Genomic DNA, 26535 nt, shown 5'->3' with positions numbered 1-26535 from the left:
CTCGGTTGCGCATCCGCGCGAGGCTTGCGCGCCAGAGGCGACGGCGTCAGTTTGCCGCGCCGCAGCAGGGGGCGCCGATGGCCGGGCACTACGAGATCACCACCACCAGCAGCCGCGTCGCCTACGAGAACCGCTGGATGCGGGTGCGCGAGGACCGCATCGCCTACGCGGACGGCACGCCCGGCCTCTACGGCGTGGTGGAGAAGCGCGACTTCGTGCTGGTGGTGGCGCGCGACGGCGACCGGATGCATCTGGTGGAGCAGTACCGCTATCCGATCCGCGCGCGGCAGTGGGAGTTCCCGCAAGGGCTGATGGAGGCCGGCGAGACCGACCACACCGCCTGCGCCCGGCGCGAGCTGCGCGAGGAGACGGGCCTCGACGCGGCCTCCCTGGTGGAGGCGGGCGAGTTGTTCCTCGCCGCGGGCTTCTGCACCCAGCCCTTCCGCGTGTTCCTGGCGACCGGCCTCAGCCCTGCGGAGGGCGTGCGCGACCCGGAGGAGCAGGGCATGGCCACGCGCGCCTTCGCCATCGCCGAGTTCGAGGCCATGCTGCGCGACGGGACGATGCGCGACGGCGTCAGCGTCGCCGCCTTCGGGCTGCTGCGGGCGCGGGGGATGCTGTGATGACGGACGACGAAGCTTGGCGCGCCGAGGAACGGTTCTGGACCGGCGGCGAGGACCACTACAGCGGGGCGCTCGATCCCGAGTGCGTCATGGCCTTCCCGGCGCCGGCCGGGATCATCCAAGGCCCAGGCATCGCGCAAAGCCTGGCGGGCGCGCCGCGTTGGTCCTCGGTCGAGATGGCTGAACGGCATGTCGGCCGCCCCGCGGCGGACCTGCTCGTGCTCGCCTACGAGGCGCGCGGGCTGCGCGACGGCGCCGTGCGCTACCTCGCCTATTGCACGTCCACCTACCGCCGGGACGGCGACCGCTGGCGCTTGGTCCAGCACCAGCAGACACCCGTTTGAGGCGCGCCGCCCGCTTCGCGACCGCCCCGAGCAACCGAGGCAGCCAAGGACGGCCACAACGCCCCTCCCCTGGCATATCGTTGTGGTCGCCGGGCGGTTCAGGGGAATGGCGAAGCGGCGCGCGCGGCGATCCACTCGCGCACGCGCAGGTCCAGCGCCTGCCAGTCCGGCTCGTCATAGATCTCGCGCGGGAAGCGGTACCTGACCCGCACGCCCACGCGCGGCGCATCGAAGGTCACTCGGCAGAAATGCGACGCTGGACCACGGCCCGGTTGCGGCGGGTCCGGCCAGCGCCCGGTGTCACACTCCACCAGCAGCGGCCCGAGGGCTCCGGCTCCTTCGCCGATGCGAGGCAACCTATAGGTCGGGTATCCGCCGTCCAGGTCGGGACGGCTCGGCACTGGCGCCCGCAGTTCCTCGTTCCCGAGCGGCGTCTGGCGCCGGATTGTCAAGCGGCGGAGGCGGTCGTCTTCGCCGCCGTTCACGGCGGCAGCGGCGGGCCGCTCCCAAATGCTGACGTCGTAGGGCAGCCCGAGCACGAAAAAGCCGCGCCCGGCGCGCAGTCCTTCCGGCGTGTCGGCGCAGGCGGGCCCGCCCGCGCCGGGCGGCTCGCCGGCGCGCAAGCACCCCGTCGGCAGGCCGCTGATCGACTGGATGTAGAGGTACAGCCTCGTCACCCCGATGACGCGCCCGTCGCCGCACCGGGGGAGGTCATACGGCCAAAGCAGTTCCCGACGATTCAGCGGATGGGCCGACCAAGGAACTTCCGGCCCGAAGCGAAGGGCGAGAGCGCTAACACGGAACATATAGTGGGCGTCCGCAGCGCAGCCCGACCCTTCCGATTTTGGGTTGGGGCGCAGTGGCCAAGGCTCGCGGCGCACGACGCCAGGTAGGGCGCTGTCGGGCTGTACTGGCGGCTGGGCCAAGGCAGTACCGGCGAAGGAGAGGCAGAGCGCAGCGATGGCTGCGCTCCGTTGTCGCGGACGCATTGAGGTGGGGCGCGAGCGCGGCGCGGGCGCCACCCACCCCTACCCCTTGTCCCGCATCAGCCGCGCCTTGTCGCGCTGCCAATCCCGCGCCGCGATGGCCGCGCGCTTGTCGTGCTTCTTGCGGCCCTCGGCCAAGCCCAGCAGCACCTTGGCCACGCCGCGGTCGTTGAAGTGGATCTGGAGCGGCACCAGCGTCGTGCCCTCGCGGGTGACGGAGCCGGTCAGCTCGCGCACCTGCTTGCGGTGCAGCAGCAGCTTGCGCGGGCGGCGCGGCTCGAAGCGGGCGACGACGCTGCCGGCCTGCCATTCGGGGATGTAGGCGTTGAACAGCCACATCTCGCCCTCGCGCTCGCCGGCCCAAGCGTCCACCAGGGTGGCGCGGCCGGCGCGCAAGGACTTCACCTCCGGACCGACCAGGGCCATGCCGGCCTCAATCGTGTCGTTGATGGTGTAGTCGTGGCGCGCCTTGCGGTTCTGCGCGGCGACGCCGTGCGAGATCAGCGACTTCTTCTTTTTCTCGGCCATGGTCCTACTGAGCGAAACGCCTCAATTGAGCAGCCCGGCGCCCACCATCGCCTCCCGCACCCGGCCGCGCGTGGCGTCGGCCACGGGCGCAAGCGGCAGGCGGCAGCGGGCGGTGCCGTGGCCGAGCAGGGAGGCGGCGTACTTCACCGGGCCGGGTGAGGTTTCGGAGAACAACGCGTCGTGCAGCGGCGCCAGCCGGTCTTGGATGGCCATCGCCTCCGCGACGTTGCCGGTGCGCCATGCGCGCTGCATCTCGGCGCAGAGCCGCGGCGCGACGTTGCCGGTGACGCTGATGCAGCCGTGGCCGCCGGCGGCGTTGAAGGCGATCGCGGTGTGGTCCTCGCCCGTGAGTTGGATGAAGTCGGGGCCGCAGCCGCGCCTGGTGTGCAGCGGGCGGACCAGGTTCGCGGTCGCGTCCTTCACGCCGACGATGTTCCGATGCTTGGCGAGCCTCGCCATGGTGTCGGGGGCGATGTCTACCACGCTGCGGGACGGGACGTTGTAGACGACCATCGGCAAGTCCACCGCGTCGGCGATGGCGGTGTAGTGGAGGTACAGCCCTTCCTGGGTCGGCTTGTTGTAGTAGGGCGCGACCACGAGGCAGGCGTCGGCGCCGGCCTGCTTGGCGTGGCGGGTGAAGTCGATCGCCTCCGCGGTGCTGTTGCTGCCGGTGCCGGCTACCACGGGCACGCGCTTGCGCGCCACCTCGACGCAGATCTCGACGACGCGCTTGTGCTCCTCGTGGGTCAAGGTCGGGCTCTCGCCGGTGGTGCCGACGGGGACCAAGCCCTCGGTGCCTTCGGCGATCTGCCATTCGACGAACTCGGCGAACGCCTTCTCGTCCACCGCGCCGTCGTCCCGCATGGGGGTGATGAGCGCGACCAAAGATCCCTGGAGCATGTGCTGCGCCTTCCTCCATGCTGCCCGCCCACCGTGGCGCGGCGGCGGGAACGTCGCGGAAGGGGAACCCGGCGGCGGCGGGACGCGGCCCGGCCGGCCTTTGTTCCTTACTTCCTTACTATCTTGCCATCCTACTATAGTACTATCTTACTTCTTTACCGGCCTCGCCCGCCGCTTTCCGGACAAAGGGCGCGGCTCGGCCTTTGGCACCGCCAATGTAGCAGTTTTGTTCCGAATTTGCGAGGCTGCCGGCCCCGACGATAGCGCGGGAGGGTCGGCTGTCCACCGCGTGTCGGGACAGACAACGACGCTGGATTTCGTATAAACCTACTGGATGAAACGCCGCTCCGCTCTTCGCCTCTCCGCCGGGTTGCTGGCCGCTTCGGCAGCGCCGGCCTTGTCGCAACCGGCTGCCAGCCGGATCGCCGTCGCCCAGGCCCAAGCCGGGCGTTGGGGGGAGGCCGAGGCGGCGGCGCAGGTGGCGTCGCCGCTGGTGCGCAAGCTCGTGGCGTGGATGCGATTGCAAGCGCGGGGCAGCGGCGCTTCGGCCGGCGAGATAGCCGCCTTCGCCCTCGCCCACCCGGACTGGCCGGCGCAGGACGCCCTCACCCGCCGGTTCGAGGAGGCCTCGGCGAACAACGGGGACGACGCCTTGGCGCTGGAGTGGTTCGCGGCGCGAGGGCCGCGCACCTTGGAGGGTTTCCAGAGGTTGGCCGAGGCGCTGGCCCGCGCCGGCGAAGGCGCCAAAGCCGCCGAGGTGTTGCGCGCGGGCTGGGCGGAGGCGCCGGCCGACGCCCAGGTCGAACCGACCTTCCTCGGGCGCTACGGCGCGCATCTCGGCCCGGACCAGCATTGGCGGAGATTCGACCGGCTGTCCTTGGCGCGGGAGCCGGGCTCGGCGGCGCGGGCCGTGCCTCACCTGGACCCGGTGCGGCAGGGCGTCGCGGCGGCGCGGCTCGACTACGCCGCCGACCGGGCGGACGCCGACAGCCAAGCCCAGGCGGAGGCGGCGCGGCGCGAGGCCGGCTTGGCCTTCGAGCGCGCCCGCTGGCTGCGGCGCCGCGACCGGGACGCGGAGGCGGTCGCGGCCTGGGAGGCGGGCCGCCCGGCATCGGCGGAGGCGGCGCGGGTCTTCTGGAGCGAGCGGCAGGTGCTGGCGCGCAAGCTGCTGCGGCTGGGCGAGCCGCGCGCGGCCTACGCCGTCGCGGCCGGGCACGGCGTTTCGGAGCCGGGCGAGGCGCGGGGCGAGGCGGAGTTCCTCGCCGGCTTCGTCGCGCTGCGCCGGCTGGGCGACCCGGCGCTGGCCGAGAAGCACTTCGCGCGCGTGGGCGAGGGCAGCCGCAGCGCCATCACCCGGGCACGGTCCTTCTACTGGCAGGGTTTGGCCGCGGCGGCACGGTCCAGGGGCTCGGCGCGGGCCGGCGAGTTCTTCGCGGCGGCGGCGGGGCTGCCGGTGGCGTTCTACGGCCAGCTCGCCTCCCTGGCGCTCGGCGAGGACGGGGCCGTGCTGGCCGCGCGCATCAACGCCATGCCCTCGCCGGAGGCGCGGCCGCCCGCGGTGGCGGGGGCGGAGATCGCCGCGGTGCCGGCGGCGCTGGCCGAGATCGGCGAGGGGCGCCGGGCCCGCGCCTTCTTCCTGCGGATGGAGGAGTTGGCCGCGGACGCCGCCGAGAAGGCTTGGGTGGTGCGCCTCGTCTCCCGCAGCGGACAGGCGGACCACGCCGTTTGGGTGGCGCGGCGCGCGGGGGCGGCCGGGGTGGTGATGCCGGTGGAGGGTTGGCCCGCGCCTTATGGCCTCTACCCATTGGGGGCGGGCGCGGAGCCGGAGCCGGGCCTCGTCAACGCCGTGACGCGGCAGGAGAGCAACTTCGACCCGGAGGCGATCTCGTCGGCCAACGCGCGCGGGCTGATGCAATTGCTGCCGGGGACGGCGGAGGCGGTGGCGAAGCGCCTCGGCCTGCGGCACCGGACGGCGATGCTGCTCAACGACCCGGTCCACAACATGCGGCTCGGCGCCGGCTACCTCGACCAGATGCTGGCGCGCTTCGGCGGCGCCCTGCCCCTCGCGGTGGCGGCGTACAACGCCGGGCCGAACCGGATCGACGAATGGTTGGGAACCTTCGGCGACCCGCGCGGCGTTGACGTGCCGATGCTGGACTGGTTGGAAATGATTCCCTTCACCGAGACCCGGAACTACGTGCAGCGCGTGATCGAGAACATGCCGGTTTACCGGGCGCGCGATCCCGCCATGGCTTCGATGGAGCACCCGATGGCCCGCTGGTTGCGGGGCAACGGCTGATGGCGCCACCCCTGCGCCGGGGCTTCTCGGCGCGCGACGGCCTCCGCCTCTCGGCGCTGGAGTGGCCCGGGCCGGAGGGCGGGGAGCGGTTGCCGCTGCTCTGCCTGCCGGGCGTGGCCCGCACCGCGCTCGATTTCATGTCCATCGGCGAGCGCTACGCGGGGACGCGGCGGGTGGTGGCGTTCGAATACGCCGGGCACGGGGAGAGCGAACGCGCCTCGGACGCCGGCCGCTACCGGGTGGAGGTGGCGCTGCGCGACCTGTTGGACGGGATGGCGGCGTTGCACCTGCACCGCGTGGTGCTGCTCGGCACCAGCTTCGGCGGCATCCTGGCCATGTCGCTCGGCGTGCTGCGGCCGGGCTGCCTGGCGGCGGTGGCAATGAACGACGTCGGCCCGCGGCTGGAATCGGCGGGGCTGGACGTCGTGCGGGAGGTGATCGGGCGCGACCCGGCCTTCGCCTCCATCGAGGACGCTTCCGCCTTCCTACAGCGCACCTTGCCGCCGATCGCTGCCGACGAGGCGGACTGGCGCGACTTCGCCGAGAAGACCTACGCGCGCGGCGAGGACGGCCGCTACCACCCGCGCTGGGACATTCGGGTGGTCGAGGCGATGCGGCGGGAGGACCCCGGCGCCACCGAGCTGTGGCCGCTGTTCGGCGCGCTCGCGCACGTGCCGCTGCTGCTTTTCTGGGGACAAGAGAGCGCGCTGCTCACCGCCTCCACCGTGCAGCGGATGCGGCGGGAGCGGCCGGACATGGCGGTGCAGGGCCTGCCGGGCATCGGGCACGCGCCGCGGCTGGTGGAGCCTTTGGCGCTGGCGGCGCTGGACCGCTTCCTGGCGGCGCAGCCTTGAAGCCGGTGGCCGTGAAGTCCGCCGCCTGGACGCCGGCGCGCGTGGTGGCGACGCTCGGCGGCATCGGCTACGTGCGGCCGGCGCCGGGCACCTGGGCGGCCGCCTTCGTGCTGCCGCTGGCCTGGCTGGGGCCCCTGCCCTGCCTCGGCTTGGCGGTGCTGCTGATGCTCGCGGGGTTCTGGGCGGTGCGACGCCTGTCGCGAGAGGGGGCGGAGCGCGACCCCGGCTGGGTGGTGGTGGACGAGGCGGCGGGGCAGCTGCTGGCGCTCGCCGCCATCCCGGCGGGGGCGCCGTGGCTGTGGGTGGTGCTGGCCTTCGCGCTGTTCCGCTTCTTCGACATATTGAAGTGGGGCCCGGTGGGCTGGGCCGACCGGCGGAAGGGGTTCTTCTGGGTGGTGGTGGACGACCTGATCGCGGGCGCGATGGCGGCGGCGGCGCTCCTCGCGCTGCGCGCGGCGCTGCTACCGGAGGGGTTGTTCTGATGCTGCCGCAGGCGACCTTGGACGCGGCGCGCGACCTGCTGGCCGCGCTGGAAGCGCGCGGCATGACGCTCTGCACCGCGGAAAGCTGCACCGGCGGGCTGATCGCGGCGGCGCTGACGGCCATTCCCGGCTCCTCGGCCGTGGTGACGCGCGGCTACGTCACCTACTCCAACGACGCCAAGCAGGAGATGCTGGGCGTGCCGGCCGAGCTGTTGCGGACGGTGGGAGCGGTGAGCGAGGAGGTGGCGCGGGCAATGGCGGAGGGCGCGCTGCGCGCCTCCGGCGCGGACTTGGCGCTGAGCTGCACCGGCATCGCCGGCCCGGGCGGGGCAACGCCGAACAAGCCGGTGGGGCTGGTGTTCATCGGCTGCGCGGCGGAGGGGGCCGCCGGGCCGGCGCGGGTGGCGCGGCACCTTTTCCCCGGCGACCGCGCGGCGGTGCGGGCGGAGACGGTGGCGGAGGCTTTCGCGTTGGCGCGCGCGGCCCTGGGCTGAGCCGCGCGCGCCCTCACCCGATTCGGCTCAGTTGCTGGCGAGCCAGGCGCGGGCCGTCGCCAAGTCCTCGCGCGGCATCTCGGCTCTGGCGGCGATCTCCAGCAGGTTGCGGTAGTGCCGCCGGGCCGCGTCCTTGTCGCCGGCGAGTTCGGCGCTGCGGCCGGCGCCGTGGACGGCGTGGAAGCGGCGCGGCTCGGTCTGCTGCACGGCCTCGAACTCGCGCTGCGCCTCGGCGTGGCGGCCCATGAGCAGCAGCATCTCCGCGAGTTGCTCGCGCGCCGGCATCAGCGGGCCGGGCGTGACGGGGTGCTTGTCGGTGCGCGCTTCGCGCTCCGACGCCTCGCGGAGCAGGGCTAGACCCCGGTCGCGCTCGCCGCGGGCGAAGGCCACCCAGCCGTCGGCGGCGATCCGCTGGATCTCCACCTGCTCCTGCCAGTAGGCGTCGCGGCCTTGCAGGGCGGCCGAGGCGGCACGCAGCGCCTCGACATGGGCCGCGGCGGCATCGGGGCGACCCGAGCGGGCGGCGCCTACGGCGCGCGCGAAATGCGTGATCGCGTCCACGTAGGGCACGCCGAAGCGCCGCGTGTCGAGCGCCGCCGCTTCTTCCCAGGCGCCGCGTTCCAGCGCGTAGCGGGCGGGCATGGCGGCCAGGGCGTAGTAGCCGATCGGGGTCGGCGCCTGCCAGTTCGCGTAGCGCTTGGCCTCTTCCAGCACGGCGCGCGCCGCCGCCGGCCGGCCGAGCTGGAGGTTGGCGTAGACCATGTAGTCCAGCGCGTGCACCTCGTCGAAGACCTCCTCGCGCGCGCGAGCGATCTCGGCCGAACGGCGGTTGGTCTCGATCGAGTCCTCCCAGCGCCCGACGCGGGTGAAGATGTGCGAGGGCATGTGCAGCGCGTGCGGCGCGTCCGCCGCGATGCCGGCGTAGCGCTCGGCGGCCGGGACGCCGCGCGCGGCGAGCGCCGGCGTGTCGTAGTTGTGGATCAGGTAGTGCGCCACGCCGGGGTGCTGCGGCTTGCTGGCGAACTCGCGCGCCAGGATGTCGCCGGCGCGCATCTGGTTCGCGTAGGTCTTGTCGGTCGGCGGCGCGGCCATGATGAGCGCGAGCGCGGTGAAGATGCCGACTTCGGAGTCGGCCGGGAAGCGGCGGTGCAGGTCGTCCATGGCCTGCGCGTAGCGGGTGATGCGGGCGCGGTGCTGCGCCGGGTCGTCGTCGGCGAACAGCACGGAAAGGGCGTCGATGAAGCCGGCCTCGCGCTCGGTCTTGGCGCCGATGCGCTTCGCCTCCTCCAGCAGCGCGCGGCCTTCGCGCAGCCGAGCGGGGACCGGGGGCGTGAAGGGGTTGATCAGCATCGTCAGCGCCCGGCCCCAATAGGCCATGACGCAGTCCGGGTCGCGTTGCAGCACGGTGCGGTGGGCCTGGTCGGCCGCTTGGTACCAGAAGGAGTGCTGCAGCTTCATCGCTTCGTCGAAGGCGGCCTGCGCCTCCGGCGTGCAGGTGACGGGGAAATGCACCTCGCCGAGCACCGGGCCGTGCCCGGCGTGGGAATGCTGCTGCTGCGCGGCCGAAGGCGCAGCGGCGAAGGCCAAGCCCGCCACGACGGCGAAGCCGGCCAGGGTCGGTTGGTTCATGTCGGTTCCCTCCTGGCGGGACTCTACGCCCGCCGGGCCTGCTCCCGGTGTGACAGGGGTCACACAGCGCCCGGTGGCGGAGCGCCGCCCCGCCTCAACCGTCGCCGAGGCGGAAGGCATCCGCGACGCGCCGCACCGTGCCGTCGGCCGCGACCAGCAGCACGTCGAAGCGGATGCCGGCCCCGCCCCGGCCGGGGTTCTCGGCGAGCCAACACTCGGCGGCGGCGAGCAGGCGGGCGCGCTGGCGGGGCGACAGGGCGGCGGCGGCTTCGGCGAGGCTCGGGCGGGCCTTCACCTCGACGAAGGCGAGAAGGCCGTCGCGCTCGGCGACCAAGTCGATCTCGCCCGCTTCCGTGCGGACACGGCGGGCGAGGATGGTCCAGCCGTCGCCCGCCAGCGCCGCTTCGGCCGCTTCCTCGGCGCGGCGGCCGGCGGCGTCGGCGCGGGTGCCGCGGAGGCGCTTGCCGTGCGACGGCTCGCCCGTCAGCGCTCCAGCGCCTCTCGGATGGCGGCGACCGCTTCCTCGACCATCGGCGCCGTCACGTCGAGGTGGGTGCAGGCGCGGACGCGGCCGCCGAGGCCGCTGACGGCGATGCCGCGCAGCAGCAGGTGCTCTTGCAGGGCCTCGGGCGTCGTGCCGGCACCGCGCACGTCGAAGAAGACGAGGTTGGTGTCGGGCTCCTCCACCTCGACGCCGGGTATCTGGCGGAGGCCGCGCGCGAGGGCGCGGGCGTTGGCGTGGTCCTCTGCCAAGCGGTCCACGTGGTGGTCGAGGGCGTATGCGCAGGCGGCGGCGCAGATGCCGGCTTGGCGCATGGAGCCGCCGAGGCGCTGCTTCCAGCGCCAGGCTTGGCCGATGAACTCGTTCGAGCCGCAGAGCACGGCGCCGAGCGGGGCGCCGAGGCCCTTGGTGAAGTCGAGCCAGACGGAGTCGAAGCCGGCGGCCATTTCGGTGGGCGGGATGGCGGCGGCGACGCAGGCGTTCATCATGCGCGCGCCGTCCATGTGGGTGTTCCAGCCCTGCTCGCGGGCCACCGCGGCCACGGCGTTGAGCTGCGCGAGCGGCCACACGGCGCCGCCGCCAATGTTGGCGGTCTGCTCCACCTCCAGGAGCCGCTGCGGCGGGGCGTAGCGGGTGCGCGGGCGGATGGCGGCACGCACGTCGTCGGCGGTGAAGGCGCCGCGCGGGCCTCGGAGGGGCAGGATCTGGACGCCGGTGAAAGCCGCGTGCGCGCCGCCCTCGGAATGGAGGATGTGGCTGGTCTCGTGCGCCAGCACCTCGTCGCCGCTCCGGCAGTGGGTGAGGATCGCCACGACGTTGCACATGGTGCCCGACGGCAGGAACACCGCGGCTTCCTTGCCCATCAGCGCCGCCATGCGGTCGCAGAGTTCGTGCACGGTGGGGTCGTCGCCGTGCTGCTCGTCGCCGACCTCGGCGCGCATCATGGCGTCCTTCATGGCGGCGGTCGGGCGGGTCTGGGTGTCGGAGTAGAGGTTGATGCGGACGGGCGGCGCGCCCTTCGGCGGGCGCGGCGGGGCGTGGACCATGCGCGGGTTGTTCCTCGGCGGTGCTTCGGTCGGCGCGCATGGTGGCAGCGGGCGGCGGCTGCGCAACCCCCGCGCGGGATCAGCCGCCCGCCGGGACCGCGAAGTGGCGGCGCCACGCGGCGCCAGCGGCGGGGCGGAGCGCGACGGCGCGGGCGAGCGCTTCGATGCGCGGGCAGTTGGCGGGCATCCAGTCCTCGTTGCCCATCCAACGCGAGAGCACGGAAAGGTAGAGGTCGGCCGCCGAGAAGCGGGCGCCCAGGACGAAGGGCGACGGCGCCGCTTCCCGTTCGATGACGCGCCAGATGTCGCGCGCCATCTCCCCCGCGCGCTCGCGGATGGCCGGCGCATGCGTGGGGTCGGCGCTGAAGCGCTCTGGGTAGTCGGAGCGGGTGACACACGGGTAGATCTCGCCGGCGGCCAGTGCCATCCAGCGCAGCGCCACCACGCGGGCGGGATCGTCGGGCGCGGGCAGCAACGCGGCTTCCGGATGGCGGCCTTCGAGCGTCAGCAGGATGGCCAGAGACTCCGTCACCACCGTGCCATCCGGCAGGATGAGCGTGGGAACGCGGCCCATCGGGTTGACCCGGCGGTACTCTTCGGCGAGCTGGGCGCTGTCGTCGAGCGGCACGGGCCGCGGCTCGAAGGGCGCGCCGATCTCTTCCAGCGCCATTTCCACAATGGCGGAGCCGGAACGGCGGTCGCCGTAAAGGACGTATCCCATGCCGCGAGCTTGCCACTACAGGGTGGCGCGGGCCAACGCAAAGCGTTGATACCGGGCATCATCGCCCTTGAAGGAGCGCCCTACGCGGTGGGCGTGGCGGGCGCGGGCGGTGGCGGGGCGGCTTCGGCGCGCGCGGTGTTGCGGCCGTATAGGATCATCGCCCGCCGCTCGAAAGCGCGGACCATGACGCGGACGGCCTGCTCGAACACCGTGCCGATCACGGCTTGCAGCAGGCGGGAACGGAACTCAAAGTCCACGAAGAAGCGCACCTCCGTGCCCTGTTCGTGCGGCAGGAAGCGCCAATGGTTGTTGAGGTAGCGGAAGGGGCCGTTCAGGTAGCGGACGTGGATGTGCTCGGGCCGCTCCATCGTCACTTGGCTACGGAAGCTCTCGCGGAACATCTTGAAACCGATGGTGAGGTCGGCCACCACCTCCTTCTCCGAGCGGGAGACGATGCGGGCGCCGACGCACCAGGGCAGGAACTCCGGGTAGCGGCGCACGTCCGCGACCAGGTCGAACATCTGCTCGGGCGTGTAGCGGAGGAGTCGCTTCTCGGCGTGGGTCGGCATCAGGCAGCGGTAACGGCCGAGGCGAGGCGGCGTTCGCGGGCGGCGCGCAACTCCGCGAAATCCCGGTCTGCGTGGTAGGAGGAGCGGGTCAGCGGCGTGGCCGAGACCAACAGGAAACCTTTGCCGCGCGCCATGCGGGCGTAGTCCTCGAATTCCGCCGGCTCCACGAAGCGGTCCACCGCGGCGTGCTTCACCGTGGGCTGGAGGTACTGGCCGATGGTCAGGAAATCCACCTCGGCGCTGCGGAGGTCGTCCATCACCTGGAGCACCTCGCCCCAGGCTTCGCCCAGGCCGACCATGAGGCCGGACTTGGTGAAGATGGAGGGGTCGAGCTCCTTCACCCGGTCCAGCAACCGGAGCGAGTGGAAGTAGCGGGCGCCGGGCCGGACGGGCAAGTAGAGGCGCGGCACCGTCTCCAGGTTGTGGTTGAACACGTCGGGGCAGGCTTCGACCACCACCTCAAGGGCGCCGTCCTTGCGTAGGAAGTCGGGCGTGAGGACTTCGATCGTGGTGCCGGGCGCGGCGGCGCGGACGGCGCGAATCGTCCGCGCGAAGTGCTCGGCGCCGCCGTCCGGCAGGTCGTCGCGGTCCACGCTCGTCACCACCACGTGGCGCAGGCCGAGGGTGGCGACCGCGTCCGCCACGCGACGCGGCTCGTCCGCGTCCAGCGCCCGGGGGATGCCGGTCGCCACGTTGCAGAAGGAGCAGGCGCGGGTGCAGGTGTCGCCCATGATCATCATGGTGGCGTGGCGCTGCGACCAGCACTCGCCGATGTTCGGGCAGGCCGCCTCCTCGCACACCGTGACCAAGCGGTTCTCGCGCATCAGCGCCCGGGTCTCGTGGTAGACCGGGTGGGTGGGCGCCTTGACCCTGATCCAGTCCGGCTTGCGCCGGATCGGGTTGTCGGGGCGGTGCGCCTTTTCCGGGTGGCGGAGCACGGCGGCCCCGCCCTCCCGGTGATCGACCACGATTCGGGTCGCCATGCCGCGATGATCCTGTCGCTTCGTTCGCTTCGTTCGCTTCTAGATGTGGATCACCCGGCCGTAGGCATCAAGGACGGCCTCGTGCATCGCCTCGGACACGGTCGGGTGCGGGAAGACGGTGTTCATCAGGTCCGTCTCGGTGGTCTCGAGCGTCCGAGCGACGGTGTAGCCCTGGATCATCTCCGTCACCTCCGGCCCGGCCATGTGGGCGCCGAGCAGTTCGCCGGTCTTGGCGTCGAACACCGTCTTCACCATGCCCTCCGGCTCGCCCATGGCGATGGCCTTGCCGTTGCCGATGAAGGGGAAGCGGCCGACCTTGACCTGCTTGCCGGCCTGCTTCGCGGCCTCCTCCGTCATGCCGACGGAGGCCACCTGCGGGCGGCAGTAGGTGCAGCCGGGGATGTTGCCGACGTCGAGCGGGTGGACGTCGTTGAGGCCGGCGATCTTCTCGACGCAGATGACGCCCTCGTGGCTCGCCTTGTGCGCGAGCCAGGGGGCGCCGGTGAGGTCGCCGATGGCGTAGACGCCGGGCTCGCCGGTGCGGCACCACTCGTCGATGACGACGTGGGTCTTCTCGACTTTCACGCCGGTGCCCTCCAAGCCGATGTCCTCGACGTTGCCGACGATGCCCACGGCGGAGATCAGGCGGTCGGCCTTGATCTCCTGGACCTTGTTCCCGGCCTCGACGACGGCGGTGAGGCCGTCGCCCTCCTTCCTGACGCCCTGCACCTTGGCGGCGGTCAGGATCTTCATGCCCTGCTTCTCGAAGCTCTTGCGGACGAAGGCGCTGATCTCCGCGTCCTCCACCGGCAGGATGCGGTCCAGCACCTCGATCAGCGTCACCTCGGCGCCCATGTTGAGGTAGAAGGAGGCGAACTCGGCGCCGATCGCGCCGGAGCCGACCACCACCAGCTTCTTCGGCATCCGGGGCGGCACCATCGCCTCGCGGTAGCTCCAGATGAGCTTGCCGTCCGTCTCCAGGCCGGGGAGCTGACGGGCGCGGGCGCCGGTGGCGAGGATGATGTGCTTGGCCGAGAGGTCGGCCACCGCCTTGCCGTCCTTGGCGACGGCCAGCTTGCCCTTGCCGGCGAGCTTGCCGTGGCCGTCGAACACCGTGACCTTGTTCTTCCGCAGGAGGTGCTTGACGCCGCCGGAGAGCTGGTTGGCGACGGCGCGGGAGCGCTTCACCACCTTGCCGATGTCGAAGCGGATGTTGTCGGCGCCGAAGCCGTAGGCGTCGAGCGTGTGCAGGAGGTGGTTGATCTCGGAGGAGCGGAGCAGCGCCTTGGTGGGGATGCAGCCCCAGTTGAGGCAGATGCCGCCCAGGTGCTCGCGTTCCACCACGGCGGCCTTCATGCCGAGCTGCGCGGCGCGGATGGCCGCCACGTAGCCGCCGGGGCCGCCGCCCAACACGATGAGGTCGAAGGTCTGCTCGGCCATCTCTCTTCCCTTCGGTCCCGCCGCCGGGGCGGGCATGCCACGAGGTTGTCGGTGTTTATCTAGTGCCTTGATGCCGGTTGTGCAGCGAGGCAGGGAACGCGCGCATCAGGCAGCGGCGGCGCCGGCGAGCGCGCCCAGCGCCGGTTGGGTGAGCACGCGGAGCGTCCAGCCTTCGCGCGGGCGGGAGCCGATGCGGTCGTAGAAGGCGATGGAAGGCGCGTTCCAGTCGAGCACCGACCACTCCATGCGGTCGCAGCCTTCGGCGAGGGCGCGGCGGGCGAGGTCGGCGAAGATCAGGCGGCCGAGGCCGGAGCCGCGGCGCTCCGGCTCCACGTAGACGTCCTCGACGTAGAGGCAGGGCAGCGCCTGGAAGGTGCGGAAGCTGTAGAACCAGAGCGCGAAGCCGGCCGCTTCGCCGCCCGGGCCCTCGGCGATGAGGGCGAAGGCTCGGGGCGGCGTGCCGAACAGGGCGCGGCCGAACAACTCTTCCGTGCCGCGGGCGAGGTGCTCCAGCTTCTCGTACCGCGCGAGGGCGCGGACGAGGCGGACCACCGTGGGCAGGTCGCGCGGCTCGGCGTCGCGCAGGAGGAAGCCGGCGTTCAACGGGACAACGCCTCGTTGCACACGGCCTCGACCCGGTTGCCGGCAGGGTCGCGCAAGTAGGCGCCGTAGTAGTGGGCGTGGTAGTGCGGCCGGAGGCCCGGCGCGCCGTCGTCGGCGCCTCCGGCGTCGAGGCCGGCGCGCCAGAACGCGTCCACGGCGGCACGGTCGCGGGCCTTGAAGCACCAGTGGCGGCGCGAGGCGGGCTCCGGCGCAGGCCCGGCGTACAGGGCGATGAAGCACCGCCCTGGGTGCTCCGCGTCGGCCCGCTCGCCGTAGCCGATCCAGCGATCTGTGCGGCCGACGCAGGGCACGCCGAGCGCGGCCATCACCGCGTCGTAGAACCGGGCCGCTGCGCCGAGATCCGGCGCGGTGATGGAGACGTGGTCCAGCACCGCCCCGGCGTCACAGCATCAGGCTCAGCGGGTCCTCGATCACGCCCTTCAGCGCCTGCATGAACTCGGCCGCCAGTGCGCCGTCGATGCAGCGGTGGTCCACGGAGAGGGTGCAGCCCATCACCGTGGCGACGGCCAAGGCGCCGTCCTTCACCACCGGCCGCTGCTCGCCGGCCGCCACCGCCAGGATGCCGGCTTGGGGCGGGTTGATGATGGCCGAGAAGTCGCGCACCCCGTACATGCCCATGTTGGAGATGGAGAAGCCGCCGCCCTGGAACTCCTCGGGTTTGAGCTTGTTCGCCTTGGCCCGCGCGGCGAGGTCCTTCATCTCGCTGGAGATGGCGGCCAGGCCCTTCATGTCCGCCTTGCGGATGATGGGCGTGATGAGGCCGGTCGGCGTGGCCACCGCCACCGAGACGTCCACGTCCTCGAACTGGAGGATGGCGTCGTCCGTCCACATGGCGTTGACGTCCGGGTAGCGCCGGAGCGTGGTGGCCACGGCTTTGATGACGAGGTCGTTGACCGAGAGCTTGAAGGCGCCCTTCTCCTTCGGCGACTTCGCGTTCAGGTCGGCGCGCAGCTTGAGCAGCGCGTCGATGTGGAAGTCCATCGAGACGTAGAAGTGCGGGATGGTCTGCTTCGACTCGGACAGGCGCCGGGCGATGACCTTCCGGATGGAGCTGTTCGGCACCGCCTTGTGCGGGGCGGAGGGCGGCGGCGCGGCGGGCCTGGGCGCCGGTTGCGGGGCGGGCGCCGAGACCGGCTGGGGCGCTTGCGCGGCCGGGGCTTGCTGCGCCGCGGGCTGCTGCGGGCCGCGGGTCATCGCCGCTTCGATGTCGGCTTTGACGATGCGGCCGTTCGGGCCGCTGCCCTGAATGCGCTGGAGGTCCAACCCGGCCTGCTGCGCCATGCGGCGCGCGAGGGGCGAGGCGAAGACCCGCTCGCCGCCCTCGCCCGCATGGCCGTTGGGCTTGGGCGCCGGGGTTTGCGAAGGCTGCTGCTGCTGCTGGCCGCCGCCGCCGGACGGCATGGAGACGGGCTGCTCCGCGGCGCCGGCCACCTTGCCGCCGCTGGCCGCGACGCCTTCCGCCGCCGCGCCTTCGGAGGCGGATTGCGCGGGCGCGCTGGCCTGCGCGGTTTCGCCGCCGCCGTCCTTTGGCGCCTTGGCTTGCGGGACGGGGGCACCGCCGCCGTTGCCTTCCGGCACCGCCTCGCCCGGCTCCACCAGCACGGCGATGGGGTCGTTGACCTTCACGCCTTCCGTGCCATCGCCGACCAGGATGCGGCCGAGGACGCCCTCGTCCACGGCTTCGACCTCCATGGTGGCCTTGTCGGTCTCGATCTCGGCGATCACGTCGCCGGCCTTGACCTCGTCGCCTTCCTTCTTGAGCCAGCGCGCGAGCGTGCCCTCCGTCATGGTGGGCGACAGGGCGGGCATCAGGATGTTGGTTGCCATGGTCCCGCCCTTACTGCTTGTAGGTCACGCGCTTGACGGCATCGACGATCTGCGCCGGCGAGGGCAAGGCCAGCTTTTCCAGGTTCGCCGCGTAGGGCATCGGTATGTCGAGGCCCGTGACCCGCACCGGGGGCGCGTCGAGGTAGTCGAAGGCGGCCTCGACCACCTGCATGCCGATCTCGGCGCCGATGCCGGCGAAGGGCCAGCCCTCCTCCACCGTGACGATGCGGTTGGTCTTGCGGACGGACTCGGCGATGGTTTCGCTGTCCAGCGGGCGGATGGAGCGGAGGTTGATGACCTCCGCCTCGATGCCCTGCTTCGCCAGCTCCTCGGCCGCCTGCATGGCCCAGGTCACGGAGACGGAGAAGGCGACGATGGTGACGTCCTTGCCCTTGCGCTCCACCTTGGCCTTGCCGATGGGCAGGATGAAATCCTCCGCGGTCGGGCACTCGAAGGACTGCCCGTAGAGGATCTCGTTCTCCAGGAAGATCACCGGGTTCGGGTCGCGGATGGCGGCGCGGAGCAGGCCCTTGGCGTCGGCGCTCGACCACGGCGCCAGCACCTTGAGGCCAGGGACGTGGGCGTACCAGGAGGCGTACTCCTGGCTGTGCTGCGCGGCCACGCGCGCGGCGGCGCCGTTGGGGCCGCGGAAGACGATGGGGCAGCCGAGCTGGCCGCCGCTCATGTAGAGCGTCTTGGCGGCGCTGTTGATGATCTGGTCGATCGCCTGCATGGCGAAGTTGAAGGTCATGAACTCGACGATCGGCTTGAGGCCGGTCATCGCCGCGCCCACCGCCATGCCGGTGAAGCCGTGCTCGGTGATGGGCGTGTCGATCACCCGTCGCGGGCCGAACTCGTCCAGCAGGCCCTGGCTGATCTTGTAGGCGCCCTGATACTGGGCGACCTCCTCGCCCATCAGGAACACGTCCTTGTCGGCGCGCATCTCCAGCGCCATGGCGTCGCGGAGCGCCTCGCGCACGGTGACGGGCTTGGTCGGGCCCCAATCCTTCTCCGGCTCGACGATCCGCTCGCCGGCGCCGGTCTTGGCGGCGCCCTCGCCCTTCTCGGCGCCGCGGGCGGCGACCGCGCCGTGGTCCTCGGCCTGCTTCGCCACTTGGCCGGTCTCGCCGGGCTGCGCGGCGGCAGGCGGCGCCGGGTGCTGCGGCATGTTGGTGTCCGAGCCGGGCGCCTGCGGCCGCGCCGCCGCCTCGCCGCCGCCGTTCAGCTCGGCGATGGGGCTGTTGACCGAGACGCCTTCCGTGCCCTCCGGGACGATGATGCGGGTGAGCTTGCCCTCGTCCACGGCCTCGACTTCCATCGTGGCCTTGTCGGTCTCGATCTCGGCTATCACGTCGCCGGCGCGGACCTCGTCCCCTTCGTGCTTGAGCCAGCGCGCCAGCTTGCCCTCCGTCATGGTGGGCGACAGCGCCGGCATCAGGATCTGCGTGCCCATCTCAGCGCGCCCCTTGCTCGATCAGCACGTCGGTCCACAGCTCCTTCTCGTCCGGCTCGGGGCTGGATTGGGCAAAATCGGCGGCGTCCTGCACGATCGCCTTGATCTCGTCGTCGATCTTCTTCAGCTCGGCCTCGTCCGCGCCGTTCCCCAGCAGGTGCTTGCGGACCCGCTCGATCGGGTCGGACTGCTCGCGCATCTGCTGCACCTCCTCCCGCTTCCGGTACTTGGCCGGGTCGGACATGGAGTGGCCGCGGTAGCGGTAGGTCTTCATCTCCAAAAGGTATGGGCCGTTGCCCTCGCGGCAGTGGGCGGCGGCGCGCTCGCCGGCCTCCTTCACCGCCATGACGTCCATGCCGTCCACCTGCTCGCCGGGGATGCCCCAAGGCTCGCCGTTCTTGGACAGGTCGCGGGAAGCGCTGCCTCGCTCCAGGCTCGTGCCCATGGCGTACTTGTTGTTCTCGATGATGTAGATGCAGGGCAGCTTCATCAGAGCGGCGAGATTGAAGCTCTCGTAGACCTGGCCCTGGTTGGAGGCGCCCTCGCCGAAATAGGTCAAGGCGACGTTGCGGCCTTCGCGGTACCAGTTGGCGAAGGCGAGGCCGGTGCCGAGCGAGACCTGCGCGCCGACGATGCCATGGCCGCCGTAGAAGCCCTTTTCGCGGCTGAACATGTGCATGGAGCCGCCCTTGCCCTTGGAGTAGCCCCCGGAGCGCCCTGTCAGCTCCGCCATCACCCCGCGCGCCTCCATGCCGGTGGCGAGCATGTGGCCGTGGTCGCGGTAGGAGGTGATGACCTGGTCGCCCGGTTCCAGGCAGGCCTGCATCCCCACCACGATGGCTTCCTGGCCGATGTAGAGGTGGCAGAAGCCGCCGATGAGCCCCATGCCGTAGAGTTGGCCGGCCTTCTCCTCGAAGCGGCGGATCAGGAGCATGTCGCGGTAGGCTTGGCGGAGCTGCTCCGGCGCCATCACGGGGCTTCTGCCTTCCGCGGCGCGTTGCGGCCGGCGCCCCTTGTTGGCGGTGGCGGTCTCCGCTGCCTGGGCCATGACCCCGTCTCCTCGTTCGTTCACCCCGACTTATGCGCCGCGCGCGCGGCGCGCAAGCGAGCGGCGGCCGTAACGGCTTGCGGCGGCAGCGCGGCGGGCGCCATACCCGCCGCCCGCGGGGCCGGCACGCCCGTTCGCCGCAAAGGGGGCGCTCGCTCGGCGAGCGCGCGGTGCCCCGCCCAACCGCCCACCGGCCGCGGGCAGCCCTTGCCCCGGGGAAGGCCCATCCCGGCTGCGGCCTCCGCGGTGCCCGGCGCCTCAGCGGGTCCGTCGGCCCGGTTTGCCCCTCATCGGAGCCGCCGCCCGCCGCAGGGCCGCCGAACCTCGGTGCTGTGGCCGGTTATTCCTTGCCCCAATGCGCCCTCGCCCCTGACGAAACGCACGGCTCGGGCGTCGACGGGCGATGCGCGGCCTACTCGCTCGTCTGCCCCGTTTCGACGGTGAGTATCGGATGGTCGATCCCTCCCGCCCACGTTGCGCGCCAGTTTTGGTCGCCAGCGGACGGCGTGTACGGGCGATCCGCCGTGGTGCCGTTCGGCCGAACGCTCCAGTCCACGACCCTGCCGGGGTCGCCGCGCCCACCGACGCGCTGGACGCGAGCGAGAGTCCAGGCTTAGCCCCGGCCGCCGCCCTGTCATTCCACCCGTGCCCCCGAAGCCAGGATCAGCGGCCGCAGCGCCGCTTCCTGGGCAGTGCGGTACGCTTCCAGATCCTCCGCCGCCGTCCACCACGGAGCAGCGCCGAGGTCGGCGAAGCTCCGGCGCAATTCCTCGCCCGCGAGCGCTTGGCGCGTCAGCGAATTCATGCGCGCCGCCATGCCGGGCGGCAGGCCGGCCGGGGCCGCCAGGCAGGTCCAGGACACGATGTCGAAGCCGGGCAGGTGCTCGGCCAGCGCCGGCACGTCGGACGCGGCGGCGTTGCGCTCCTTGCCCGTGACGGCGAGCGGGCGGACCTTGCCTTGGCGGGCTTGGGCGAGGGCACCGGGGATGTTGTCGAAGATCATGTCCAAGCGGCCGGCGATCACGTCCACCATCGCGGGCGCGCCGCCGCGGTAAGGGACGTGCAGCATCGGCGCGCCGGTCATGTGCGCGAACATCGCGCCCGAGAGGTGCAGCGTGGTGCCGGCGCCCGCGGAAGCGCAGGAAAGCTGGCGGCCGCCGGGGCGCGACTTCGCCACTTCGATCAGTTCCGGCACCGTGCGCGCCGGCAGGTCGTTGTTCACCACCAGCATGTTCGGCAGCCGCCAAAGGCCGGAAACCAGGGCGAAATCGCGCCGGTGGTCGAAAGGCAGGCTGGCGTAGGGCGTGGGCGCGATGGCGTGCGACGCGATGCCGCCGAGACCGACGGTGGCGCCGTCCGGCCGCGCTTTGGCGATGGCGTCGGCGCCGACGTTGCCGGCGGAGCCGCTGCGGTTCTCGACGACGAATTGGTGGCCGGCGATCTCGGCCATCTTGGCGCACCAGATGCGCGACAGGATGTCGGTGCCGCCGCCAGGCGGGAAGATGCCGATGAAGCGGACGCAGCCCGTGGGCCATGCGGCCCCGCCGCGCTGGGCGCGGGCCTCGGCGCCGAGTAGGCCCGCCGCGGCGAAGCCGCCCAAGCCGCCCTCCGGCGCATGGCACCGCTGCCCGCAGGCGCGGGCCGCTTGCTTTCGACCATCGAAGACCTCCCTTCGCGGCCGTTCGTTGCGCCGGCTCGCCGTTGGGGCGTGGCACGGGAAGGCGAGCCCCTGGAAGCGCCGCCGCGGGGGTCGCGCCCGCCGCGCAACGTTCGCGGCGTGTTGAACCGGACGTTGAAGGGGGCGGCGACGGCCGCCATGTGTCGCTCGACCCATGCTGTTCCGCTTCTTCGAATCCCTCCTCGACCCGGTCGCCCCGCCCGGCCGCCACGCGGCCAGGTTCCTCGGCAGGCCGGTGCCGGAAACGCCGCCGCCGCGCACGCTGGCCGGCTTCTACAAGCACTTCGTCGGCCAGGCGCGGGGGCTGTTCGCCGCGCTCTTCGTCGCCGGGCTGCTGGTGGCGCTGGTGGACGCCGCCATCCCGACCATGATCGGCACGCTGGTGTCGCTGCTCTCGACGCACGCGCCTGACCGGCTGTGGGACGAGGCCTGGCCCGTCCTGCTGGGCATGGCGGCGCTGCTGCTGGTGGGGCGGCCGCTGGCGCTCCTGCTGCAGAACCTGATCACGCAGCAGGGCATCAACGCCAACGTCACCTCCATGATCCGCTGGCAGAGCCACTGGCACGTCATCCGCCAGGGGCTGCCGTTCTTCCAGGAGGACTTCGCGGGGCGGATCGCCAACCGGGTGATGCAGGCCGGGCCGTCCCTGCGCGAGAGCGTGGTGCAGGTGGTCAACGCCGTCTGGTACATCTTGGTCTACGGCACCGCGGCGCTGCTGCTGCTCGGCGACGCGGACTGGCGGCTCGCGCTGCCCATCGTCGCGTGGTTCGCCCTCTACGCCCTGCTGCTCCGCGCCATCGTCCCGCGGATGCGCGACCGTTCGCGCGAGGCCTCGGCGCAGCGCAGCGCGCTGACCGGGCTGGTGGTGGACAGCTACACCAACGTCCAGACGGTGAAGCTCTTCGCCCGCGCGCGGGAGGAGGACGCCTACGCGCGGGACGGTGTGCTGGCGCTCACCGAGGCGTTCCGGCGGCAGATGCGGCTGGTGACGCTGAACGGCTTCGCGCTGGCGACGCTCAACGCCGCCCTGGTCACGTCCACGGCGGCGGTGGGGGTGTGGCTGTGGACGCAGGGCGAGATCGGCGTCGGCGCGGTGGCGACGGCGGTGCCGATGGCGTGGCAGATCGCCAACATCTCCGGCTGGGTGGCATTCAACGTCACCTCGATCTTCGAGAGCATCGGCGTGGTGCAGGAAGCGATGGGTTCCATCGCCGTCCCGCCCACCGCCCCGGACCCGCCCGGCGCGGTGCCGCTGCGCGTACCGCACGGCGAGATCCGGTTCGAGGCGGTGCGCTTCGGCTATGGGCGCGAGGGCATAGGCGTGCTGGACGGGCTGGACCTCCGCATCCGGCCCGGCGAGCGCGTCGGCCTCGTCGGCCACTCCGGCGCTGGCAAATCAACCCTGGTGAACCTGCTGCTCGGCTTCTTCCGACCGGAAGAGGGTCGCATCCTGGTCGATGGGCAGGATGTTGCGGGGGTGACGCAGGAGTCGCTCCGGGCCTCCATCGGCGTCGTCACACAGGACACGGCGCTGCTGCACCGCTCCGTCCGCGACAACATCCGCTATGGGCGGCCGGACGCGGCAGAGGCGGAGATCGAAGCGGCGGCCGAGCGGGCGGCGGCGGACGGCTTCATCCGCGAACTGCGCGATTGGCGCGGGCGCGCGGGCTACGACGCCCATGTGGGCGAGCGCGGCGTGAAGCTCTCCGGCGGGCAGCGCCAGCGGGTAGCGATCGCCCGCGTGCTGCTGAAGGACGCGCCCATCCTGGTGCTGGACGAGGCGACCAGCGCGCTCGACTCCGAAGTGGAGGCGGCGATCCAGGAGCGGCTCGACGAGTTGATGGCGGGCAAGACGGTGATCGCCATCGCGCACCGGCTTTCGACGCTCTCGCGCATGGACCGGCTGGTGGTGCTGGAGCGTGGCCGGATCGCGGAGGAAGGGACGCACGCGGCGCTGCTCCGGCGCGACGGCGCCTACGCGCGGCTGTGGCGCCAGCAGAGCGGCGCCTTCGCCGCCGCGGACGCCGCCGCAGCAGCGCAGTGAAGGGCGCGCGGTCGGGCCGGCCGCTTGCTTGACACGCCGCGGGGCGGGGCTTATCCGCCCCCTGCCTTCCGGCGGAGAACCGGCGGGGGAGAGAGTTTGGGCGACGAGCGCGACGGCTTCGAGCGGCGGCTCCGGGAAGCGCGGGCCCGACAGGGCTTGGACAAGCCGGCCGGTTCCTCCGGCGGCGGCCTCCCGACCGGCCCTTGGGGCATCGGCTTCCGCGCGGGCGTGGAGGTGGTGTCGGCCTTGGTGGTCGGCATCGTCATCGGCCTGTTGCTGGACCGCTGGCTCGGGACTTGGCCCTGGCTCTTCCTGTTGTTCTTCGTGGCGGGCTCGGCGGCCGGGATCCTGAACGTGTACCGCTTGTTCAGTCCGCGGCGCGGCCGACGCGAATAGACGCACCCTGGAGAGTCCGCCCGTGGCCGCCGAAGGCAAAGCGATCGACGCCCTGAGCCAGTTCGAGCTGGTGCCCGTGCTCGGCGCTGTGGGCCGTTCCGTCGGCTTCAGCCAGGCCAGCGCGCACATGCTGCTGGCGGTCGGTTTGATCACTGGGCTGATGATCTGGGGCATGTCGCGCCGCGCGGTGGTGCCGGGGCGGCTCCAAGCGGTGGCGGAATCCGCCTACGAATTCGTCCACGACTTGGTGGTGGGCCAGGTGGGCGACGAAGGAAAGCGCTTCTTCCCCTTCGTGTTCTCGCTGTTCATGTTCGTGCTGTTCGGCAACCTGCTGGGCATGCTGCCCTACGCCTTCACCTTCACCTCGCATATCGCCGTCACCTTCGCGTTGGCGGCGGTGGTGTTCATCCTGGTGACGGTTGTGGCGCTGGCGATCCACGGCACGCACTTCTTCTCCTACTTCTTCCCCGAGGGCGCGCCGAAGCTGCTGGCGCCGCTCATCATCCCGATCGAGATCATCTCCTACCTTTCGCGGCCGGTGAGCCTTTCGGTCCGCTTGTTCGCCAACATGGTCGCCGGCCACGTGATGCTGAAGGTCTTCGCCACCTTCGTGGTGATGATCGGCTCCGCCGCCGGGATCGTCGGCATCCTCGGCGCGGCGCTGCCGCTCGCCGTCAACGTCGCCCTGGTCGGGTTCGAGTTGCTGGTGGCCTTCCTGCAGGCCTACGTGTTCGCCATCCTGACCAGCATCTACCTGCACGACGCGGTGCATCTGCACTGACGTCCGCTGCGGCCCTTCCCCCTCTACCCACCCCAAGAAAGGACTTGCCATGGATCCCGCCGCTCTCGTGGCCGCTTACAAGGCGCTCGGCGCCGGCATCGCCGTGATCGCCCTCGCCGGCGTCGGCATCGGCATCGGCAGCATCTTCTCCGCCATGGTCTCCTCCGTCGCCCGCAACCCGGGCGCCCGCGACGCCGTGTTCCCGATCGGCATCCTGGGCTTCGCGCTGACGGAAGCGGTGGCGCTGTTCGCGCTGCTGATCGCCTTCCTCATCCTGTTCACCTGAGGAGGCGGGCGGTCGTGCGGCAAACGCCGACCGCCCGGACAACGGGCATGAGGAACGGCATCCGGCTCGTCGCCGCGGCCGCCGCCATCGCCGGCTTGGCGCTGCTCGCCGCCGTGCCGGCGGCCTTGGCGCAGGTCGCGGAAGAGCACCCCGGCGCCACGGGCGGCGGCATGCCGCAGCTCAACTTCGGCCACCCGCTGGTGATTTCCCAGGTGGTGTGGCTGCTCATCATCTTCGGCCTGCTCTACGTCGTCATGCACCAAGTGGCGCTGCCGGGCGTGGCGTCGGTGCTGGAGGAGCGGAAGCGGCGCATCGACGGCGACCTCGAAGCGGCGCAGGCCGCCAAGGCGCGCGCCGACGAGGCCATGGCTGAGCACCGCGCCGCCACAGCGAAGGCGCGCGCCGAGGGCCAGGCGGCCATCGCCGAGGCCGTGCAGCGTGCCCAGGCCGAGGCCGCGGCGCGCTCGGAGGAGGCGAACGCCCGGCTCAACGCGCAGATCGAGCAGGCGGAGAAGCGCATCGCCGCGGCGCGGGACAGCGCCATGGGCGCGCTGCGCCAAGTTTCGGCGGACACGGCCGAGGCGCTGGTGTCCCGCTTGGTCGGCGCCGGGACGGACCGGGCCGCGGTGGAACGTGCCGTGGACGGCGAACTAGCCGCGCGGGGACGGGCCTGATGGAACACCACTACGAGCACTTCTGGCTCGACCCGAAGTTCTGGGTCGCGGTCAGCTTCGTCCTCTTCCTGCTGCTGGTCGGCCGCAGGATCTGGACCGCGTTGACGGACGCGCTCGACGCGCGCGCCGAGCGCGTCCGGGCGGAACTCGCCGAAGCCTCGCGGCTGCGGAGCGAAGCGGAAGCCATGCTGAAGCAGGCCGAGGCCGACCGTGCCGCGGCGCTGCGCGAAGCGGAGGCGATGGTGGCCAGCGCCAAGGCCGAGGCCGAGCGGGCCGGCGCTTCCGCCGCGGCGGAAGCGGAAGCCGCGGCCAAGCGGCGCGAACGCATGGCGATGGAGCGGATCGGCGCCGCGGAAGTCAGCGCCCTGGCCGAGGTGCGCGCGGCGGCGGCCGAAGTCGCCACCGCCGCGGCGCGGACCGTGATCGCCGAGCGGTTGGACGCCAACGCCGACGCGGCGCTGATCGACCGGGCGGTGGCGGATCTGCCGCGGGCGCTGCGGGCGAACTGACGTCCGCGACCCTCCGCGGTCAGGCGAAGGCGATGCCGTCACTGACGAGGGGCATCAGCTTCTGGGTCATCTCGTCACTGTAGGCGAAGCCCTGCACCACGTCGCGGCGTGAGAGCGCGCTGTTGTCGAGCGCGGGAGGTCCACGCCGCCAGCCCCGGGACCTCCGCCGGGAGATCGAGCGCGGCGGGGTACATCCGCGCCACGAAATCCTGATTCGACAGCGCGTCGAAGCGGGACTGGAACTCCGGCGAGCTGATAAAGGCGTTCACCATGCCGGCGTTCCGCGCGGCGGTCCAGTTCGCCAACCCGTCCGCGTCGGGCAGGCGGTCTAGGATTGTGGCGTAAGTGTCCGTTCGAGAAGGGCGGCCGGGGGCTTCCCCTGCCCGAGGAAGCGGCGGCCCCACGGCGCCGCGACGGTCGGGGCGGAGGGGCAGGGAAGCCCCGGGCCGCCACGACCTGAAGGAGCCGCTGGCCGTCGGCGCGCGCCAAGGATCGGCGGGCTCGGCGGAGGCGGCGCGGCCCGGCCGGCCGGGCGGCCATCGGGACCGGGCGGCCGAGTGCGGCCACGGCCGCCATGGGCAGCGTCGCGGTGCCAATCGCCCCCAGCGCCAGGGCCCCGACGCGAACGCCGTCGGCCGTGCCCGACCCGAAACTTCCGGCCGCGGATGCCTTGCGGCGGCCCGGCCGGGGGCGCTCCGAGCCCGGGATGTGGGCCCGAGGGGCCCGAAGCCGGACGGCCGGGCTTGGCCGGAAGGCGAAGCGCTGCCCGCCTGACTTGGCCGGCGAGGAACGGGCGCGCGCGGATCGAGCCGCTG

29 protein-coding genes are annotated in these 26535 nt (G+C 72.2%); 12 read left to right on the top strand and 17 right to left on the bottom strand.

Translation table 11 applies throughout. The features are described from left to right. Positions 1-77: 77 nt before the first annotated feature. On the top strand, positions 78-623 hold the full coding sequence (locus ABD067_RS14425) for an NUDIX hydrolase (protein ID WP_343896014.1): 546 nt from the start codon (positions 78-80) through the stop codon (positions 621-623). Further along, on the top strand, positions 623-967 hold the full coding sequence (locus ABD067_RS14420) for a DUF4440 domain-containing protein (protein WP_343896013.1): 345 nt from the start codon (positions 623-625) through the stop codon (positions 965-967). Before ABD067_RS14425 ends, ABD067_RS14420 begins: the two co-directional genes overlap by 1 nt. Before the next feature lie 98 nt (positions 968-1065). Here the strand turns inward: ABD067_RS14420 and ABD067_RS14415 are convergent, their stop codons facing one another. The 3 genes from ABD067_RS14415 to dapA form a co-directional block, all read right to left on the bottom strand. Then, complete coding sequence (locus tag ABD067_RS14415) at positions 1066-1644, bottom strand: hypothetical protein (RefSeq protein WP_343896012.1); 579 nt, start codon at positions 1642-1644, stop codon at positions 1066-1068. Between the two features lie 351 nt (positions 1645-1995). Beyond that, positions 1996-2481, bottom strand: coding sequence for an SsrA-binding protein SmpB (gene smpB / locus ABD067_RS14410; protein ID WP_343896011.1), 486 nt, complete (start codon positions 2479-2481; stop codon positions 1996-1998). Positions 2482-2502: 21 nt separating this feature from the next. Further along, positions 2503-3381 carry a 4-hydroxy-tetrahydrodipicolinate synthase gene (dapA, locus tag ABD067_RS14405; protein WP_343896010.1) on the bottom strand — a complete coding sequence of 293 codons (879 nt, stop codon included), beginning with the start codon at positions 3379-3381 and terminating at the stop codon, positions 2503-2505. 334 nt (positions 3382-3715) lie between these two features. Here dapA and ABD067_RS14400 point away from each other — a divergent pair, with 334 nt between their 5' ends. From ABD067_RS14400 to ABD067_RS14385, 4 genes are read left to right on the top strand one after another with little or no spacing between them, the layout of a single operon-like run. Then, a complete protein-coding gene (locus ABD067_RS14400; protein ID WP_343896009.1) occupies positions 3716-5680 on the top strand; it encodes a lytic transglycosylase domain-containing protein in 1965 nt (654 codons plus the stop codon). Further along, positions 5680-6534, top strand: coding sequence for an alpha/beta fold hydrolase (locus ABD067_RS14395; RefSeq protein ID WP_343896008.1), 855 nt, complete (start codon positions 5680-5682; stop codon positions 6532-6534). The genes ABD067_RS14400 and ABD067_RS14395 overlap by 1 nt, the downstream gene beginning before the upstream one ends. Positions 6535-6539: 5 nt before the next feature. Beyond that, positions 6540-7016: a phosphatidylglycerophosphatase A family protein gene (locus ABD067_RS14390; RefSeq protein WP_343896046.1), complete on the top strand. Its 477-nt coding sequence runs from the start codon at positions 6540-6542 to the stop codon at positions 7014-7016. Then, on the top strand, positions 7016-7510 hold the full coding sequence (locus ABD067_RS14385) for a CinA family protein (protein ID WP_343896006.1): 495 nt from the start codon (positions 7016-7018) through the stop codon (positions 7508-7510). Before ABD067_RS14390 ends, ABD067_RS14385 begins: the two co-directional genes overlap by 1 nt. A gap of 27 nt (positions 7511-7537) precedes the next feature. On the opposite strand, the gene ABD067_RS14380 is transcribed toward ABD067_RS14385, so the two are convergent. From ABD067_RS14380 to ABD067_RS14320, 13 genes are all read right to left on the bottom strand, one after another. After that, a complete protein-coding gene (locus ABD067_RS14380; protein ID WP_343896005.1) occupies positions 7538-9139 on the bottom strand; it encodes a hypothetical protein in 1602 nt (533 codons plus the stop codon). 94 nt (positions 9140-9233) lie between these two features. Continuing rightward, positions 9234-9626, bottom strand: coding sequence for a YraN family protein (locus tag ABD067_RS14375; RefSeq protein WP_343896044.1), 393 nt, complete (start codon positions 9624-9626; stop codon positions 9234-9236). Then, entirely contained in the window at positions 9623-10687 is a 1065-nt protein-coding gene (locus ABD067_RS14370) for a threonine aldolase family protein (protein ID WP_343896004.1), read from the bottom strand. The genes ABD067_RS14375 and ABD067_RS14370 overlap by 4 nt, the downstream gene beginning before the upstream one ends. 79 nt (positions 10688-10766) lie before the next feature. After that, a complete protein-coding gene (locus ABD067_RS14365) occupies positions 10767-11408 on the bottom strand; it encodes a glutathione S-transferase family protein (protein WP_343896002.1) in 642 nt (213 codons plus the stop codon). Positions 11409-11488: 80 nt separating this feature from the next. Continuing rightward, entirely contained in the window at positions 11489-11977 is a 489-nt protein-coding gene (locus ABD067_RS14360; RefSeq protein ID WP_343896000.1) for a type II toxin-antitoxin system RatA family toxin, read from the bottom strand. Then, positions 11977-12960, bottom strand: coding sequence for a lipoyl synthase (gene lipA / locus ABD067_RS14355; RefSeq protein WP_343895999.1), 984 nt, complete (start codon positions 12958-12960; stop codon positions 11977-11979). Before lipA ends, ABD067_RS14360 begins: the two co-directional genes overlap by 1 nt. A gap of 39 nt (positions 12961-12999) precedes the next feature. Beyond that, positions 13000-14400 carry a dihydrolipoyl dehydrogenase gene (gene lpdA / locus ABD067_RS14350; protein ID WP_343895998.1) on the bottom strand — a complete coding sequence of 467 codons (1401 nt, stop codon included), beginning with the start codon at positions 14398-14400 and terminating at the stop codon, positions 13000-13002. Positions 14401-14505: 105 nt separating this feature from the next. Next, entirely contained in the window at positions 14506-15003 is a 498-nt protein-coding gene (locus ABD067_RS14345; RefSeq protein ID WP_343895997.1) for a GNAT family N-acetyltransferase, read from the bottom strand. Next, positions 15000-15395, bottom strand: coding sequence for a VOC family protein (locus ABD067_RS14340; RefSeq protein ID WP_343895996.1), 396 nt, complete (start codon positions 15393-15395; stop codon positions 15000-15002). Before ABD067_RS14340 ends, ABD067_RS14345 begins: the two co-directional genes overlap by 4 nt. Positions 15396-15405: 10 nt before the next feature. Then, positions 15406-16851, bottom strand: a complete 1446-nt coding sequence (locus ABD067_RS14335; protein ID WP_343895995.1) for a pyruvate dehydrogenase complex dihydrolipoamide acetyltransferase — start codon at positions 16849-16851, stop codon at positions 15406-15408. A 10-nt stretch (positions 16852-16861) separates the two neighbouring features. After that, entirely contained in the window at positions 16862-18304 is a 1443-nt protein-coding gene (locus tag ABD067_RS14330; RefSeq protein WP_343895994.1) for a pyruvate dehydrogenase complex E1 component subunit beta, read from the bottom strand. A gap of 1 nt (position 18305) precedes the next feature. Next, a complete protein-coding gene (gene pdhA / locus ABD067_RS14325) occupies positions 18306-19274 on the bottom strand; it encodes a pyruvate dehydrogenase (acetyl-transferring) E1 component subunit alpha (RefSeq protein ID WP_343896043.1) in 969 nt (322 codons plus the stop codon). A gap of 712 nt (positions 19275-19986) precedes the next feature. Then, on the bottom strand, positions 19987-20952 hold the full coding sequence (locus ABD067_RS14320; protein ID WP_343895993.1) for a Bug family tripartite tricarboxylate transporter substrate binding protein: 966 nt from the start codon (positions 20950-20952) through the stop codon (positions 19987-19989). Positions 20953-21184: 232 nt separating this feature from the next. Between ABD067_RS14320 and ABD067_RS14315 the strand changes: the two genes are divergently transcribed. The 6 genes from ABD067_RS14315 (at position 21185) to ABD067_RS14290 (ending at position 25720) form a co-directional block, all read left to right on the top strand. Then, a complete protein-coding gene (locus tag ABD067_RS14315; RefSeq protein ID WP_343895992.1) occupies positions 21185-23074 on the top strand; it encodes an ABC transporter ATP-binding protein in 1890 nt (629 codons plus the stop codon). 96 nt (positions 23075-23170) lie between these two features. Continuing rightward, positions 23171-23470: an AtpZ/AtpI family protein gene (locus ABD067_RS14310; RefSeq protein WP_343895990.1), complete on the top strand. Its 300-nt coding sequence runs from the start codon at positions 23171-23173 to the stop codon at positions 23468-23470. Positions 23471-23492: 22 nt separating this feature from the next. Then, positions 23493-24251, top strand: a complete 759-nt coding sequence (locus tag ABD067_RS14305; protein WP_343895989.1) for a F0F1 ATP synthase subunit A — start codon at positions 23493-23495, stop codon at positions 24249-24251. 49 nt (positions 24252-24300) lie between these two features. Beyond that, positions 24301-24537: an ATP synthase subunit C family protein gene (locus ABD067_RS14300; RefSeq protein ID WP_343895988.1), complete on the top strand. Its 237-nt coding sequence runs from the start codon at positions 24301-24303 to the stop codon at positions 24535-24537. 47 nt (positions 24538-24584) lie between these two features. Continuing rightward, positions 24585-25211, top strand: coding sequence for a F0F1 ATP synthase subunit B family protein (locus ABD067_RS14295; RefSeq protein WP_343895987.1), 627 nt, complete (start codon positions 24585-24587; stop codon positions 25209-25211). Beyond that, on the top strand, positions 25211-25720 hold the full coding sequence (locus tag ABD067_RS14290) for a F0F1 ATP synthase subunit B family protein (protein ID WP_343895986.1): 510 nt from the start codon (positions 25211-25213) through the stop codon (positions 25718-25720). The genes ABD067_RS14295 and ABD067_RS14290 overlap by 1 nt, the downstream gene beginning before the upstream one ends. A 74-nt stretch (positions 25721-25794) precedes the next feature. Here ABD067_RS14290 and ABD067_RS14285 read toward each other — a convergent pair whose 3' ends face one another. Beyond that, the gene (locus tag ABD067_RS14285) at positions 25795-25992 is read right to left on the bottom strand and encodes a DUF4214 domain-containing protein (RefSeq protein WP_343895985.1); all 198 of its coding nucleotides are present in this window, start codon (positions 25990-25992) and stop codon (positions 25795-25797) included. Positions 25993-26535 lie beyond the last annotated feature (543 nt).

The sequence above is a fragment of the Craurococcus roseus genome (genome assembly GCF_039523795.1).
Lineage (GTDB): Bacteria > Pseudomonadota > Alphaproteobacteria > Acetobacterales > Acetobacteraceae > Craurococcus > Craurococcus roseus.
Note: the sequence above shows the minus strand (reverse complement) of the source record. Positions and strands in the feature narration are given on the sequence as shown.